Origin of the sequence: Clavibacter michiganensis, assembly GCF_016907085.1 — a bacterium.
GTDB lineage: Bacteria > Actinomycetota > Actinomycetes > Actinomycetales > Microbacteriaceae > Clavibacter > Clavibacter michiganensis_O.
In genome coordinates this window covers 1,916,371-1,930,845 of record NZ_JAFBBJ010000001.1, presented here as the reverse complement: position 1 = coordinate 1,930,845, position 14,475 = coordinate 1,916,371, and the positions used below count along the sequence as shown (strand labels likewise).

At 70.7% G+C, this 14,475-nt stretch carries 12 protein-coding genes; 3 read left to right on the top strand and 9 right to left on the bottom strand.

The genetic code is table 11. The features are described 5' to 3' along the window. Positions 1–66: 66 nt before the first annotated feature. From JOE38_RS08860 to JOE38_RS08845, 4 genes are all read right to left on the bottom strand, one after another. Complete coding sequence (locus tag JOE38_RS08860) at positions 67–1,860, bottom strand: glycoside hydrolase family 35 protein (protein ID WP_204575802.1); 1,794 nt, start codon at positions 1,858–1,860, stop codon at positions 67–69. 92 nt (positions 1,861–1,952) lie between these two features. Then, positions 1,953–3,305, bottom strand: a complete 1,353-nt coding sequence (locus tag JOE38_RS08855; RefSeq protein WP_204575801.1) for an ABC transporter substrate-binding protein — start codon at positions 3,303–3,305, stop codon at positions 1,953–1,955. A 60-nt stretch (positions 3,306–3,365) separates the two neighbouring features. Further along, entirely contained in the window at positions 3,366–4,316 is a 951-nt protein-coding gene (locus JOE38_RS08850) for a carbohydrate ABC transporter permease (RefSeq protein ID WP_194634763.1), read from the bottom strand. A gap of 2 nt (positions 4,317–4,318) precedes the next feature. Then, positions 4,319–5,260 (bottom strand): carbohydrate ABC transporter permease, encoded by a 942-nt coding sequence (locus JOE38_RS08845; protein ID WP_204575800.1) that lies wholly within the window; start codon positions 5,258–5,260, stop codon positions 4,319–4,321. Positions 5,261–5,370: 110 nt separating this feature from the next. Between JOE38_RS08845 and JOE38_RS08840 the strand changes: the two genes are divergently transcribed. Beyond that, positions 5,371–6,429 (top strand): LacI family DNA-binding transcriptional regulator, encoded by a 1,059-nt coding sequence (locus JOE38_RS08840; RefSeq protein ID WP_239544789.1) that lies wholly within the window; start codon positions 5,371–5,373, stop codon positions 6,427–6,429. A gap of 91 nt (positions 6,430–6,520) precedes the next feature. Further along, the gene (locus JOE38_RS08835; protein ID WP_204575798.1) at positions 6,521–7,657 is read left to right on the top strand and encodes a glycosyltransferase family 9 protein; all 1,137 of its coding nucleotides are present in this window, start codon (positions 6,521–6,523) and stop codon (positions 7,655–7,657) included. Positions 7,658–7,677: 20 nt separating this feature from the next. Here JOE38_RS08835 and JOE38_RS08830 read toward each other — a convergent pair whose 3' ends face one another. The 3 genes from JOE38_RS08830 to JOE38_RS08820 all read right to left on the bottom strand — a co-directional run bounded on the left by JOE38_RS08830 (position 7,678) and on the right by JOE38_RS08820 (position 11,642). Next, positions 7,678–8,988, bottom strand: a complete 1,311-nt coding sequence (locus JOE38_RS08830; protein WP_204575797.1) for an alpha/beta hydrolase — start codon at positions 8,986–8,988, stop codon at positions 7,678–7,680. A gap of 127 nt (positions 8,989–9,115) precedes the next feature. Next, positions 9,116–10,525, bottom strand: a complete 1,410-nt coding sequence (locus JOE38_RS08825; protein WP_204575795.1) for a glycoside hydrolase family 26 protein — start codon at positions 10,523–10,525, stop codon at positions 9,116–9,118. A 112-nt stretch (positions 10,526–10,637) separates the two neighbouring features. After that, entirely contained in the window at positions 10,638–11,642 is a 1,005-nt protein-coding gene (locus JOE38_RS08820) for a glycoside hydrolase family 26 protein (protein ID WP_204575793.1), read from the bottom strand. A gap of 105 nt (positions 11,643–11,747) precedes the next feature. Between JOE38_RS08820 and JOE38_RS08815 the strand changes: the two genes are divergently transcribed. Beyond that, positions 11,748–12,224, top strand: a complete 477-nt coding sequence (locus JOE38_RS08815) for a hypothetical protein (protein WP_307838851.1) — start codon at positions 11,748–11,750, stop codon at positions 12,222–12,224. Between the two features lie 77 nt (positions 12,225–12,301). On the opposite strand, the gene JOE38_RS08810 is transcribed toward JOE38_RS08815, so the two are convergent. Further along, on the bottom strand, positions 12,302–13,477 hold the full coding sequence (locus tag JOE38_RS08810) for a DUF2971 domain-containing protein (protein WP_204575791.1): 1,176 nt from the start codon (positions 13,475–13,477) through the stop codon (positions 12,302–12,304). Positions 13,478–13,725: 248 nt separating this feature from the next. Further along, positions 13,726–14,430: an SDR family oxidoreductase gene (locus JOE38_RS08805; protein WP_043584090.1), complete on the bottom strand. Its 705-nt coding sequence runs from the start codon at positions 14,428–14,430 to the stop codon at positions 13,726–13,728. Between the last annotated feature and the right edge of the window lie 45 nt (positions 14,431–14,475).

Sequence of the window (14,475 nt, the reverse complement as noted above, 5' to 3'; positions counted from 1 at the left end):
CGGGTGGCGCTCGCGCGCCCACCCGGCCCGTACCCACTTCTCCCGTCCCTCACACGGAGGCGCGGATCACGACTCCAGGTGCCCCAGCTCCGGCTGCGCCAGGAACGCCACGACCGGATCCGCCGCCGCGCCCGTCTCGAACACGACCAGGTCGTTGCGACCCGCGCGGAGCTGCGCGCCCGGCACGTAGAGCGTGTGCTGCGGGCCGCGGGTCCAGTAGCGGCCGAGCGCGAAGCCGTTGACGAACGCGACGCCCTTGCCCCACGAGCGCGTGTCGAGGAAGAGGTCGGCGGGCGCGTCCATCTCGAAGGCCGCGTGCGCGAGCACCGGCCCGTCGAGGAAGGCGACCGGCTCGGTCTCCGCGACGGCGAACGACGCGGCCGAGGCCACCGACGCCTCCATCGCGCCGAGGTCGAGCGGCAGGCTCTCCCACCCGGTGAGCTCGGCGCCGTCGAGCGTCGCCGGCCCGATCAGCCCCTTCGCCTCGCCGATCCGCACGCCGTAGTTGACGCGCCCCTGGTCCTCCACGAGCACCTCGAGGATCCGACCGGGCGGCACGGCGATCGCGGTCTCGTGCTGGTCGCGCTGGATCACGCCGACCCGCACGCCGTCCACCGACACCACGGCCCGGTCGCGCACCTCGCCGAACGCGAGCACGCGCGTGCGTGTCGACGCCGGGAGCTCCACCCGGTGCAGCGCGAACCCGCGGAACACGCCGAGCGCGTCCATCGACGGCACGGCGTCGGTCGCGCGCCAGTCGGCGGGATCCGCCACGAGGTCGGCCAGCGGCACGGCCGCGTCGAACCCCACCTCGAACGCGGGCGCGTCGCCGCGCTGCGCGGGCACCTCGTCGGGCACCGACCGGTAGCGGGAGATCACGTCGCGGAAGGCGAAGAACTTCTCCGTCGGGGATCCGGTCTCGTTCAGCGGGGCGTCGTAGTCGTACGAAGTGACGTGCGACTGGTACGTGCCCTTGTGGTTGGCGCCGTTCGTGAAGCCGAAGTTCGTGCCGCCGTGGAACATGTAGATGTTCACGGACGCGCCCGCGGCGAGCAGCGCATCGAGCTCGGCGGCGGCGTCGGCTGCGGAGGTCGTGTGGTGGTGCTCGCCCCAGTGGTCGAACCAGCCGTCCCAGAACTCGCTGCACATGAGCGGGCCGGTCGGCTGGTGGCGGCGCAGGGTCGCGAGGCGCTCGGTGGCGCGCGAGCCGAAGGATCCCGTGCGGTGCAGCTCGTCGAGGCTGCCGCGGGAGAGCATCTCGTCGGTCGGCTGGTCGACGGTCGTCAGCGGCACGATGATGCCCGACTCGCGCGTGAGGTCGACGAGGTGGCGGAGGTAGTCGGCGTCGTCGCCGTACGCGCCGTACTCGTTCTCGATCTGCACGAGGATCACGGGCCCGCCGTGGTCGATCTGCCGCGGCGCGACGATCTCGTAGACGCGGCGGAGGAACTCGTCGACCGCGGCCAGGTACAGCGGCTCGCTGCGGCGCACGCCGACGGCGGGATCCTCGAACAGCCAGCCGGGCAGCCCGCCGCCGTCCCACTCGGCGCAGATGTAGGGGCCGGGGCGCACGATCGCGTGCATGCCCTCCGCGTGGACGAGGTCGAGGAAGCGGCCGAGGTCGAGGCCGGCGCTCGTGTCGAAGGCGCCGCGCTCGGGCGAGTGGGCGTTCCAGGCGACGTACGTCTCGATGGTGTCGAGCCCCATGAGGCGCGCCTTGCGGATCCGGTCGGCCCACTGGTCGGGGTGCACGCGGAAGTAGTGGAGCGCGCCCGCGATGACGCGGTGGGGGCGGCCGTCGAGCTCGAAGTCGTCGGCGCCGATGCGGAAGCGGGTGCTGGTGGCGGGGAGGCCGGGCATGGTCGTGTCCTCAGGGGTACGGGGTGGCAGGGGAGAGGGGAGGTGCGACTCGCGTCGCACCTCCCCTCGGGTCGTGCAGGTCGTGCCGCTCGCTACTTCACGTCGACGGTGAAGCCCTGCTGCTGGCCGTACTCGGCGGCCGCCTTGCCCCACGCCTCGAGGACGGGGTCGAGCGACGTGCCGTTGGAGTACGCGGACGAGGCCGAGTCGCTGAAGATGCTGTTCGTGTAGACCTGGAAGGGCAGGTACTGCCAGTCCGGGACGACCTCCTTCGAGGCCGCGCTGAGCACCTGGTTGATCTTCTGGCCGCCGAAGTACTCCGGCGTCTCGTTGAGGAACTCGTCGCTGTTCAGGTCCGCCGTGGTGGAGGGGAATCCGCCGGCGTCGAAGGAGATCTTCCGACCCTCCTCGTTCGCGGTGGTGAACTTCGCGAACTCCGCCGCGACGAGCTTGTTCTGGGACTGCTGCATGACGGCGATGGACGATCCGCCGCTCTCCGCGGTCGCGGTGTCGCCCGCGGTGTACTGCGGCATGGGGGCGACGCGCCACTGGCCGGAGCCCTCGGTGGCCTGCGCCTCGAGGTTGCCGGGCATCCACGCGCCGGTGATCAGCGTGGCGATGGATCCGTCGCCGAGGCCGCGGAACCACTCGTCGGTCCAGCCGGGGGTCTGGGCGAGCGAGCCGTTCTCGACGAGCTGGTTCCACATGGCCGTGTACTTCTTGGCGCCCGCGTCCTGCATGTCGATGGTGACCTTGTCGCCGTCGACCTTGTAGGGGTGGCCGCCGGCCTGCCAGATCATGCTCGTGGTGAAGCCGGCGTCGCCGGAGTCGCTGGTGATGTACTGGTTCGGGTCGGCGGAGTGCATCTTCTCCGCGGCGGCCACGTACTCGTCCCACGTGGTGGGGACGGCGATGCCGTACTTGTCGAAGACGTCCTGGCGGTAGAACATCGCCATGGGGCCCGAGTCCTGCGGCAGCGCGTAGAGGGCGTCGCCCTCGGTGACCGCGTTCCAGGTGGACGCCGTGAACTGGTCCTTCAGGTCCGTGTAGCCGTAGCCCGAGAGGTCGGCGAGGGACTTGCCGAGCGCGAACTGCGGGATAGCGAAGTACTCGATCTGGGCCACGTCGGGAGCGCCCTTGCCCGCCTTGATGGCGTTCTGGAGCTTCGTGTACTGATCGGCGCCGGTGCCGACGTTCTGCACGTCGACCGTGATCTTCGGGTGCTCCTTCTCGAACGCCTCGGCGATCGGCTTGATCGCGGGGGCCCAGCCCCAGACGGTGATGGAGGACTGCGTGTCGAGGGCCTTCGCGAGGTCGTCGGCGGAGGCGGAGTCGGCGCTGGCGCCGCCCGATCCGGACGAGCACGCCGCGAGGGAGCCCGCGAGGACGATGCCGAGGCCGAGCGCGATGGCGCGCTTCGCCCTGCGGGGGAACGAGATGGACATGGTGGTGCCTTTCACTTCTTCGTGGTGGTGAGGGGTGGTGCGGAGGTGGGGCAGGAGGGACTACGCCTTGACGCCGCCGGCCGAGAGGCCGGACTGCCAGTAGCGCTGGAGGAAGAGGAACGCGATCACGATCGGGATGATCGCGAGGAACGAGCCCGTGATGACGAGGTTGTAGATCGGCTGGCCGCCCACGGTGGTGGACTGCGCGTTCCACTGGTTGAGCCCCACCGTGAGGGGGTACCAGCGGGAGTCGCTCAGCATGATCAGGGGGAGGAAGTAGTTGTTCCAGGTGGCGACGATCGAGAACAGCAGCACCGTGATGAGGCCGGGCGAGAGGAGCCGGAGGCTGATCGTGAAGAAGGTGCGGATCTCGCTCGAGCCGTCGATCCGGGCGGCCTCGAGGATCTCCTCGGGCACCGAGTCGACCGCGTAGGTCCAGATGAGGTACAGCCCGAAGGGGCTGATGAGCGACGGCAGGATGATCGCCCACGGGGTGTTCGTGAGGCCCATCTGGCTGAACAGCAGGAAGGTCGGCACCGCGAGGGCCGTGCCGGGGATCGCGACGGCGCCGAGCACCACCGCGAACACGATCTTCTTGCCGGGGAAGTCGAACTTCGCCAGGCCGTAGCCCGCGAGGGTGGCGAGCAGCGTGGCGCCGCCCGCTCCGACGACCACGTAGATCAGCGTGTTGCCGAGCCAGCGCACGAACTCGCCGTTGCCGTAGGTCAGCACGCCCTGGATGTTGTCCCACAGCGCGAAGTCGCCCGAGAACCAGAGGCCGAACGAGCTGAACAGCGCGTCCTGCGTCTTGGTCGAGTTGACCAGGAGCCAGAAGAGCGGGAGCACGGAGTAGATGAGCAGCAGCGCCATGACGAGCGTGAGCACGATGCTGCGGCGTTCGCGCGGGGCGCCGGCGCTCTTGCGGCGCTTGGGCGTCTTGTCCGCCGGGGCGTCGCGGACGGGCGTGCCGGCGTCGGGCGCGGCGAGGGGGGTTCCGGTGAGGGTCGACACGGTCAGCTGTCCTTCCGGGTGCCGACGAGCTGCACCACGTAGGCGACCACCATCGTCAGGACGCCCATGATGATCGCGATGGCGGCGGAGTAGTTGAACTGCTGTCCCGCGAAGGACAGGTTGTACGCGTACATGTTCGGGGTGAAGTACGAGCTGATCGCGTTCGGCGCCAGCGTCTGCAGGATGTTCGGCTCGTTGAAGAGCTGGAAGCTGCCGATGATGGAGAAGATCACGCCGATGACGAGCGCGCCGCGGATGGCGGGCAGCTTGATGCCGGTGATGATGCGGAACGGGCCGGCGCCGTCGAGCTCGGCGGCCTCGTAGAGGTCGGGCGAGATGACGCGGAGGGCCGCGTAGAACAGCAGCATGTTGTAGCCGACGAACTCCCACGTGACGATGTTGCCGATCGACGCGAGGATCCAGCTCTGCGAGAGCAGGTCGGGCAGGTCCCACCCGGTGGCCTGCTCGATGTTGCCGACGAGGCCGAACCGGTTGCCGTAGATGAAGCCCCACATGAGCGCCGCGACGACCGCGGGGACGGCGTAGGGCAGGAAGATCGAGATGCGGAAGAACGCCGTGAGGTGCAGGCGGGCCGAGTCGAGCGCGAGGGCCGCGAACAGGGCGATGAACAGCATGATCGGGACCTGCACGACGAGGAACAGGGCGACGCGGCCGAGCGCGTCCCAGAAGTTCGGGTCGTTGAGCGCCTGCGTGTAGTTGGCGATGCCGACGAACGAGTTGCCGCCGATCATCCGCTCCTGGAACAGGCTGAGGTAGATCGAGTAGCCGACGGGCGCGATGAGGACGACGAGGAAGACCACGAGGAACGGGGCGACGAAGCCCAGCCCGGTCCAGCGTCGCCGGTCGCGTCGCATCGGGGGACCGCTGGGGCGGGCCGCGTCGGGCGCCGTCGGCCGGGCGGCCGAGGTCGACATCGTCGTCATGTGCTTCCACTTCGTCGGGGGATCGCGGCGCATTCAGGCCCCCGGGGGAGGGCCCTCACCCCTTTCGGGAGGATTGGGTGTTTGCGCAAACATCTGTGATGCTCGCAACCATGACATCTCCACCGTCGGCCGTCAAGTCGGGTGGCCGGCGCACGCCCGGCGGCCGCACCGTGTCGATGGCGGACGTCGCCGCGCACGCCGGCGTGTCCGCGCAGACGGTGTCCCGGGTGTCCAACGGGGCGCAGAACGTGGAGGCCTCGACCCGGCAGCGGGTGATGGACGCGATGGCCGAGCTGGGCTACCGGCCGAACAGCGCCGCGCGGGCCCTCAAGACCGGGCGCTTCCGCAGCATCGGCATCATCATGTTCACGCTCTCCACGCTCGGGAACATGCGCACGCTCGACGCGATCGTCACGGCCGCGTCCGGCGCCGGCTACACGATCACGCTGATGCCGGTGCCGCATCCGACCGAGGGCGAGGTGGCCGGGGCGTTCAGCCGCCTGCAGGAGGAGGCGGTCGACGGGGTCGTCATCATCATCGAGGCGCACATGCTCGACCGGGCCGACGTGATCATCCCCGTGGGGCTGCCTGTCGTGATCATCGACTCCGACGCGGGCGACCCCTTCGTGGTCGTCGACACCGACCAGGAGCAGGGCACGCGGCTCGTCACGCAGCACCTGCTGGATCTCGGGCACACCGCGATCGTGCACGTCGCCGGCCCGTCCACCTCCTACTCGGCGGCCCGGCGCGCGGCCGAGTGGCGCGCGACCATGCTCGACGCGGGGCTCGCGCCCGAGGATCCGGCGCAGGGCGACTGGACCACGGCGTCCGGCTACCGCATCGGCAAGGAGCTCGGCCAGCGCGCCGACATCACGGGCATCGTCGCCGCGAACGACCAGATGGCCCTCGGGATCATGCACGCGCTGCACGAGCTCGGGCGCGACGTGCCGGGCGACATCAGCGTGGTCGGCTTCGACGACACCGAGGAGTCGAGCTCGTTCTGGCCGCCGCTCACGACCGTGCACCAGGACTTCACCGAGATCGGCCGGCGTTCGATGCAGGTGCTGCTCGAGATGCTCGACGGCCGCGAGCCCTCGGGCGACCGCATCGTGCCGACGCGGCTCGTGGTGCGCGAGAGCGCGGCGGCGCCGCGGGCCGACGGGCGCTGATCCACCGCGGGCGTTTCGACGCGGCCGTTTCGACGCGCCCTCCGCGGGGAACGGGACGGGGGACCCGACCGCCCGAACTGGAGGCCGCCCCGTGCCCGTCGTCGCCCCGCTCCACGAGAGATTCCCCGACGTCCGCTCCATCGCCGTGCTGCGCGGCGGCGGGCTCGGCGACCTGATCTTCGCGCTGCCCGCGATGGCGGCGCTGCGGGCCGCGTACCCGGACGCGCGGATCACGCTGCTCGGTACGCCGCTGCACCGCGCGCTCCTCGGCGGGCGCCCCGGCGGGCCCGACGAGATCGAGGTGCTGCCGGTCGCGCACGGCGTGCGGGACGTGCCCGGCACGGATCCCGACCCCGACGAGATCGAGGCCTTCGCCGCCCGCATGCGCGCGCGCCGCTTCGACCTCGCCGTGCAGGTGCACGGCGGCGGCCGCAACTCCAACCCGTTCCTGCTGCGGCTCGGCGCGCGCCACACGGTGGGCACCGCGACCGACGACGCCGAGCGGCTCGAGCGCGTGATCCCGTACGTCTACTACCAGCACGAGGTGCTGCGCGGGCTCGAGGTCGCGGGGCTCGCGGGCGCGCCCGTCGCCGACCTGGAGCCGGTCATCGAGGTCACCGATGCGGAGCGGGCCGCGGCGGCCGAGCGCGTGACGGGCGCGCCCGGCGGGCTCGTCGTGATCCACCCGGGCGCCACCGACCCGCGCCGCCGCTGGCCGGTGGAGTCGTTCGCGGAGGTCGCGCGCCGGGCCGCCGCGGACGACGCGCAGGTGGTCGTCGTGGGCGACGCGACCGACGCCGCGGACGCCGACCGCATCGTCGCGCTCGGCCGCGAGGGGCTGCCCGCGGAGCAGGCCGAGCGGATCACCTCGCTCGCCGACTCCCTCACCCTCGGCGAGCTCGCCGGCCTCTTCACGCACGCCGACGTCGTGCTGGGCAACGACAGCGGCCCGCGCCACCTCGCGCAGGCCGTCGGCGCGCGCACGGTCGGGGTGTTCTGGTTCGGGAACGTCGTGAACGCGGCGGCCTTCGGGCGCACGCGGCACCGGATCCACATCGGCTGGACCACGCGCTGCCCCGTCTGCGGCATCGACGTGACCCAGGTCGGTTGGACCGCCGAGCGCTGCGTGCACGACCCGTCGCATGTCGCCGAGGTGCGCGTGGACGACGTGCACGCGGACGTGGATCAGCTGCGGCGGGCGTCGCTGGCGGAGCGCGTCCCGGCCTAGGGCCAGGAGCCGGCGTCGCGTCAGCCCGCCGCGTCCAGCCGCGCCGTCGCGTGCGGCGTCGTCGCGATCGCCGCGTTCCGCAGCGACTCCGTGCCCGCGTCGAGGTAGCCGTACGTCTTCTCGTGCGCGGCGAACTCGGCCGCGCGTTGGGCCGGATCGCGGATGGTCGTCCAGGCGCGCGAGTCCGGGTCGTCGTTCCACCTCGAGTGCAGGACCGGCGCGTGCGTGGTGACGGGCAGGAGGCCGCGCGCGGGATCGCCGTCGACGGAGATGACGGTGGCGCCGAAGCCGGGCGCGCGCGGATCCTGCCGGGAGAGACGGCCCCACACGGCCTCGTCGTCGTCCGCCGCCTCGCCCGCGTAGACGTGGCGGGCGTGCAGGTCGCGCGCGTCGTCGATGCCGTCCTCGACGCCCGCCGAGCCGAGCATGACGAAGGAGTCGACGCCGAGGTCGCGCGCGGCGAGGGCGTCGGCCACCATGGTGGATCCGTACGAGTGCGCGATGACGTCCACGCTCGCGAGGTCGCCGCCGTGCCGGGCCGCCTGCAGGCCGGCGATCTCGCTCGCGAGCAGCGGGGCGCCGCGCTCCGCGTAGTCGCCGAGCGTCGCGTCGACGCCGGGCGGCGGGGTGCGGTAGCCGATCCACGCGACCACGGCGTGCGCGGTCGGAGCGCCGACCGACGCCTGCGCGTCGAACACGTTCTGCGCGGTCTCGGTCCAGAGCTGCATGTCGTCGGTGTAGGTGCCCATGCCCGGCACCGTGAAGGTGACCTGGCGGGCGGTGTCGAGGTCGCCGACCGCGATGGCGGCGAGCGGCGGATCCCGGTGGGTCAGCGACACGAGCCAGCGCCGCGGCCCGGTGCGCCCGCCCGCGCGGGCCTCGGGCTTCAGCGCGTCGCGGATCGCGGTGAGCGCGGTGAGGCTGTCCCGCGCGGCGGCGTCGTCCGGATGCGCGGCGACCGCCTCCCGCTCCGTGCGCAGCTCGGCGCGCAGCTGGCGCCGGTTGGCCGCGTCGCGCGACGCGTAGTCGACGCCGTCGAGGTTGCCGACGAGCTGCGGCGAGTTCCGGATGAGCGCGCGCTGGTGCTTCCGGTCCTTCGCGGCCCACCACGAGACGACGCGCTCGGGCGACGCATCCATGACCTGCAGCTCGAGGGCGGGGTGCGCCTGGATCATCCGCTGCGCCTGCACCTGGGTGAGGGCGGCGTAGCGGTCGAGCTGCGCGAAGCCCCCCTCGACCCCGGATCCGGGCGGGGCCGGCAGGATCACGAGGCCGACGAGCACGACGGCGAGGGCGAGCGCGGTCTCGCGCCGCCGGTGCGCTCGGGTCACCACCGCCTCCTCATCGTGCGTGCCGCCGTCGGGTCGGAGGAGCGCAGGTCAGAGCGTAGGCCGCGCTCTCCTCGTGGGGCCCCTGCGCGAGCTGGGCGGTGACTGTGCGCGAACCGGATGCGCGCGATCAGCCGCGCCGGAGGGCGAGCGCGTCGCGGAGGGCGGTGGCGGAGGCGGCCGAGCTGTCGATCCGCCAGTCCTCCTCCTTCTTGAAGTCGAACCACACGAAGCCGAGCACGTCGGGCTGCGCCTGGAGGTACGCGACGAGGTCCTTGTCCCACGCGGCCTTGGATCCGCCGGTCTCGCTCGAGGCCACCTCGCCGATGATGAGCGGCTTCCCGGGCGCGACGGCGCGGAGCTGCGCGATGCCGGGGCCGAAGAGGTCGGCGGGCGCGGTCCAGCGCTGGCCGGGGATCGCACCCCAGTTGTAGCCGTCGAGCGCGACGACGTCGACCTGGTCGGCGCCGGGGTAGAGGGACGCGAGGTCGGTGGATCCCGGGTACGGCACGTTCGGGCTCCACACCCACTTCACGTTGGTGGCCCCCTGCGCGGCCACGAGGTCGTGCACGTGCTTCCACGCCTGCACGTAGGAGCCGGGTGCGTTGCCGTTGACCCCGTCGGACCACGGGTACCAGTTGCCGTTCATCTCGTGGCCGAACCGGAGGTAGACGGTCTTGCCATACTTCGCGAGGTCGGAGCCCCACGAGCGGATGTAGGAGTCGTAGTCGCCCGCGACGATGCGCGCGTTCGCGTAGGCGGGCTGGTCGACGCCCGCGCCGCCCTGCCAGGGCTCCCACGTGACGAGGCTGTCGGCCCCGCGCGCGGCGACGCTCTGGAGCCCGGCGATGGGCGCCGGGTGGGTGAAGTCGACGTGGCTCATGACGATGGAGGGGCTCTCGCCGAGGGTCGTCGACGCGGCGTCGAGCTCCCCGTTCGCCGTCGGTCCCCCGGGCGTCGAAAGGCCGAGGCGCAGGCGGGCGGAGCTGATGGCGGGCGCGGCGGATGCGGCGGGCGCGGGCGAGGAGGTCGCCGGGGCGGGAGCGGCGGTGGACGTGGGCGCGCTCGTGGGAGCGGGGGCCGGCGTCGGGGCCGGCGTCGGGGCCGGTGCGGTCGTGGGGGCCGGAGCGGACGAGCCCAGGCGCGCGGATCCGCTCGACTTCCCCGTGGTGACGGTGAAGGCGGCCGCGGCCGAGCGGGTGCCGGCCGTCGCGGTGATCCGGATGGTGGAGAGCGAGGTGCGGGGGATTGTGATCGCGGACGTGAAGCGGCCCGTGGCGGTGGTCGTGATGCGCTTCGTGGTCGAGCCGACGGCGACGACCGCGGCCTTCTTCGCGGGGAAGCCCGTGCCGGTGACGGTCACGGGCGTGCCGACCGGGCCGGAGGCGACGGAGAGGACGATCGCGGCGGGCGCCGTGGGCGTGGCCTGCGCCGAGGCGGCGCGAGCACCGGCCGCGGGAGCGACGAGCACCGTGGCCGTCACGACCGCCGGTGCGACGGCGGTGACGACGGCGCATTTGAGGCGGCGGCGAGTGGGCATGGCGTTAGGGTCCTTCCCCCGATGGATGTATGCGAGCGTATGTTCTTCGTCACCCTCCGTCCACCGGATGTCCGCCGAGCGACGGGATCCGATGGAGGGGGCTGAACGGCTACTAGACGCGACGGGCGGCGAGCGCGTCGCGGATGGCGGTGGCGGACGACGCGGAGCTGCCGATGCGCCAGTCCGCCTCCTTGTCCATGTCGAACCAGACGAACGCCTGGACGTCGGTCTGGGCCTGCAGGAAGGAGACGAGCTCGCCGTCCCACTGGGCCTTGGACCCGCCGACCTCGGAGGACGCGGTCTCCGCGATGATGATCGGCTTCCCCGGCGCGATGGCGCGCAGCTGCGTGAGCCCGGCACCGAACAGGTCGCTCGGCGCGGTCCAGCTCTGGCCGGCGACGGAGCCCCAGTTGTAGCCGTCGAGACCGACGACGTCGACGTAGCCGGCGCCCGGGTAGAGCCCGGCGAGGGCGGTGGATCCGGTGTAGGGCACGTTCGGCGTCCACACCCAGCGCACGTTGGTCGCGCCGGCGCCCACGACGACGTCGTGCACGTGCTTCCAGGCGGCGGCGTAGGAGCCCGGCGCGTTGCCGTTGACGCCGTCGGCCCACGGGTACCAGTCGCCGTTCATCTCGTGCGCGTAGCGGAGGGAGACGGGTCCGCCCCACTTCGCGAGGGCGGCGCCCCACTCGCGGATGTAGGCGTCGTGGTCGCCCGCGGCGATGCTCGCGTTCGTGAACGCGGGCTGGTCCACGCCGGCACCGGCCTTCCACGGCTCCCAGGTGAGGAGCGTCTCGGCGCCGCGCGCGGCGACCGAGTCGAGGGCCGCGATGGGCGGCGCCTGCGTGAAGTCGGCGTACGCGAGCACGATGCTCGGGTCCTCGCCGACCTGCTGGGCGACGGCGTCGAGCTCGCCGGTGTCGGTCGGGCCGCCGGGGGTGGCGACGCCGAAGCGGAGCCGGGCGTCGGAGACGGTCGGAGCGGCGCTCGCGACGGTCGGGGCCGGGCCGGTGGTGGCGGCGCTGGCGGGGGATGCTGCGGTGAGGATCCCGGCGGTGAGGGCGAGACCCAGGATGAGGGTGGTCACGGAGCGGATGGGGCGGGGGTGGTGCGTCATTTTGTCCAGTTTTCTGCGGATGTCCGCTCCCTGGAAGCTATCCGACGCTTCCCTGGGCCCGTCGGCCGATGTCCGCTCACGGCCGGACGGTCAGGGGACGGTCGGGTGCGGCCGTCCGCTCGCTGCGGGCTCGCGGGGTTGCGCTCGGTGCTGCGGGCGTGGATCCCGTCGGCCGGCGCCCTGCCGATGCACGAGCTGATCAGCCGGGCCGTCGCGCGCGGAGCCCTCACCCGCGACGGCGACGAGGTCGGCGGCCTGTACTACCGGCCGTTCGCGGAGTGGGTGCGCGACGACTTCGGGATCGAGGCGGTCGTGCACCCGCGGATCGACGTGCCCGAGCTGCTCGCCGAGGTGGGCGACGGGCGGGTGGTGCTCGCGTCGGTGTCGTCGGAGATCCGCTACCCGGAGCGGCCGGCGACCCGGCGCGGCGGGCACCTCGTGCTGGTGCACGCGTTCGACGGGGAGACGGCCACGTTCCACAACCCGTCGGGCATCGGATCCACTGCGGCGGATGCGCGGCTCGGGGTCGCGGAGTTCGCGCGGTTCTCGGCGGAGCGCGGCGTGACGCTGGTGCGGCCGTGACAATACGCCGTCCCTATGAAAGAGACGGTCCCCCGATCTGCATTACGCGAATACGTGGCGCCTTGTCGACTTTCGGGTTACCTCAGTGTGGACTGAGAAACTTCTACATTAATGTCTGAGTATCCAGCAGTTCGTAGGAGGCTGACGACTCCTAGCTTGGAAGCCTCTCGATTAACAAAAGGACCGACAACTATGGCATTTACGGGCAGAGTGCGGGGGTCGCTGACCGATCGACGCGAGGGGCTGCCCGGGCCGGTAAGATTTAAATATGGAGTTACGCCCGTAGCGCCGTCCCTAAAGTGGATATCCTCGACGCTTGGTGCACCAACTATGATTCGCACTTCTTGTTCTTCGCTAAAGCTTGGTTCCTTACAATGGGCTACGGCGTTTACAACCACCATGGCCTCGGCTCTATGGTGTTCAACGCTTCTCGTCACGTGCTCTTCGGGAACGGGTGTCAGGTAAGCCAAGTACCCAAGTACGCGGAGCAAGAAGTCGCGCTGTTCGTCTTCCCTGTAGAGAACGCGACTCCAGCGTTGCTGGAGGCTATCGACAGTAAAAGCCACGTCTTGTTTACCCAGCACCGCAAGTTCGCTTCCCGATTCGAGAAGCAGGGCGTGTCCTTTGCCGTTGCCGTAAGCCCGCCATTGGGCAAGTGAATTTGCAGCTTCTGAAGCACACAGGACGAAAAGTCCAGGATCTTTTGCTAGTTCGCTCGCAAGTTCCAATATTCCCTTGACATATCGCTTTTGAATCGGGTTGACCCATTTCGATTTCTGCACCGCATCACTTATGTCCTCTAGGAGCTCCCACCCATGTGTGAACTCAGCGGAATCATTTAGTGCAGTCAGTGCGGTGGCGCGCAGGGTGTTGCTGGTTAATATGCCGACTAAGCCAGCCGCGTCTGTGTAGTGCCAAATGTCACCCGAATTTGACTTGAGGTTAGGAGGAGAGGGGATCTCCACCCATACCTTGTCAGAATCTTGCTCCGTCTCAACTTCATCATCTACTCCCGCCGGCTCGCTAACGGATGATGTGTTCTCAGTAAATAATTCATCGGGTGACGGCGTGGCGTGTCCTGCTGAGGCGGCTTCGGTTCGAGTCGCACCCGGTGTCACGCCTTTCGGGATGGAAGTGCTTTCTTCGACCGGTACGGCAAAAACCTTGCCGCCACCGCGGCTCGCTAGCTCACGAGAAGATTTACGTGCTGGAGCCGGAAGCTTGAGTTCGTTCGTGCCAGTGGGGTCGGTCATGGGAGTCGCCATAATTATTCATATGTAACCGTATGGCGATGGCGTTGTCCAGTGGCGTCGGGCAACTTGCCTGTGCGTCCTGGCGAGGAAAGTAAGGCCGAAAAGGGCACGTTAGCTGGAGCGACAGTGCCGTGAAAGTAGTCACCAAAACCTCCAGGGATCTCGGGCCCCAGACGATACGAGCCCGGCCCCGCGCGATGCGGGCCGGGCTCGTCTCATGCGCGCGGGTGCCGCGTGTCAGCCGCGACTCACGGCCAGCTGTCCTCGAGCTCGTGCGTGATGACGAGCTCGCGGATCTCGCAGCCGCGGGGCTGTCCGAGGATGAACATCACCGAGTCGGCGACGGCGGCCGGGTCGTTGAGGTTCGCGTCGGAGCCGGGCTTGTACTTCGGGTCGCGGTCGTCGAAGAAGTGCGTCTTCATGCCCGAGGGGATCAGGGTGGTCACGCCGACCTCGCCCTTCGTCTCGGCGGCCAGCGCGCGCGTGAAGCCGAGCACGCCGAACTTCGATGCGCAGTAGGCGGTCGCATCCGAGACGGCCTTGATGGCGAGCGACGACGCGACGGTGACGACGCGGCCGTGCGACTCGGTGAGGAACGGCAGCGCCGCGCGGACGACGGCGACGGTGCCCATGAGGTTCACGCCGATGACCTTCTCCCACTCGGTGGGGGCGACGTCGACGAGGCGGCCGCAGCGGTCGATGCCCGCGGCGGTGACGACGGCATCCAGCCCGCCGTGCGCCTGCGCGATCTCGGTGACGAGCGCCTCGGTGGCGCGGGTGTCGGAGACGTCGATGCGGTGCGCCTCCATGCCGGTGACGCTCGAGGTGTCGAGGTCGAGCACGATGGGCTCGCCGCCGGCCGCGAGGACCGCCTGCGCGACCGCGGCGCCGAGCCCGGACGCGCCTCCGGTGATGAGGACGCGGCCGGTGCTGGGGCGGGGGGAGTCGGTCATGGGTGTTCCTTCCGTGGAGCGGTGGTTCGGGGAGTGGAGCGGATG

Coding starts and splice junctions, on each gene's coding strand:
- JOE38_RS08840 (WP_239544789.1), top strand. CDS start 5,371: ATGACATCTCCACCGTCGGCCGTCAAGTCGGGTGGCCGGCGCACGCCC.
- JOE38_RS08845 (WP_204575800.1), bottom strand. CDS start 5,260: ATGACGACGATGTCGACCTCGGCCGCCCGGCCGACGGCGCCCGACGCG.
- JOE38_RS08810 (WP_204575791.1), bottom strand. CDS start 13,477: ATGACCGACCCCACTGGCACGAACGAACTCAAGCTTCCGGCTCCAGCA.
- JOE38_RS08855 (WP_204575801.1), bottom strand. CDS start 3,305: ATGTCCATCTCGTTCCCCCGCAGGGCGAAGCGCGCCATCGCGCTCGGC.
- JOE38_RS08860 (WP_204575802.1), bottom strand. CDS start 1,860: ATGCCCGGCCTCCCCGCCACCAGCACCCGCTTCCGCATCGGCGCCGAC.
- JOE38_RS08805 (WP_043584090.1), bottom strand. CDS start 14,430: ATGACCGACTCCCCCCGCCCCAGCACCGGCCGCGTCCTCATCACCGGA.
- JOE38_RS08825 (WP_204575795.1), bottom strand. CDS start 10,525: ATGCCCACTCGCCGCCGCCTCAAATGCGCCGTCGTCACCGCCGTCGCA.
- JOE38_RS08820 (WP_204575793.1), bottom strand. CDS start 11,642: ATGACGCACCACCCCCGCCCCATCCGCTCCGTGACCACCCTCATCCTG.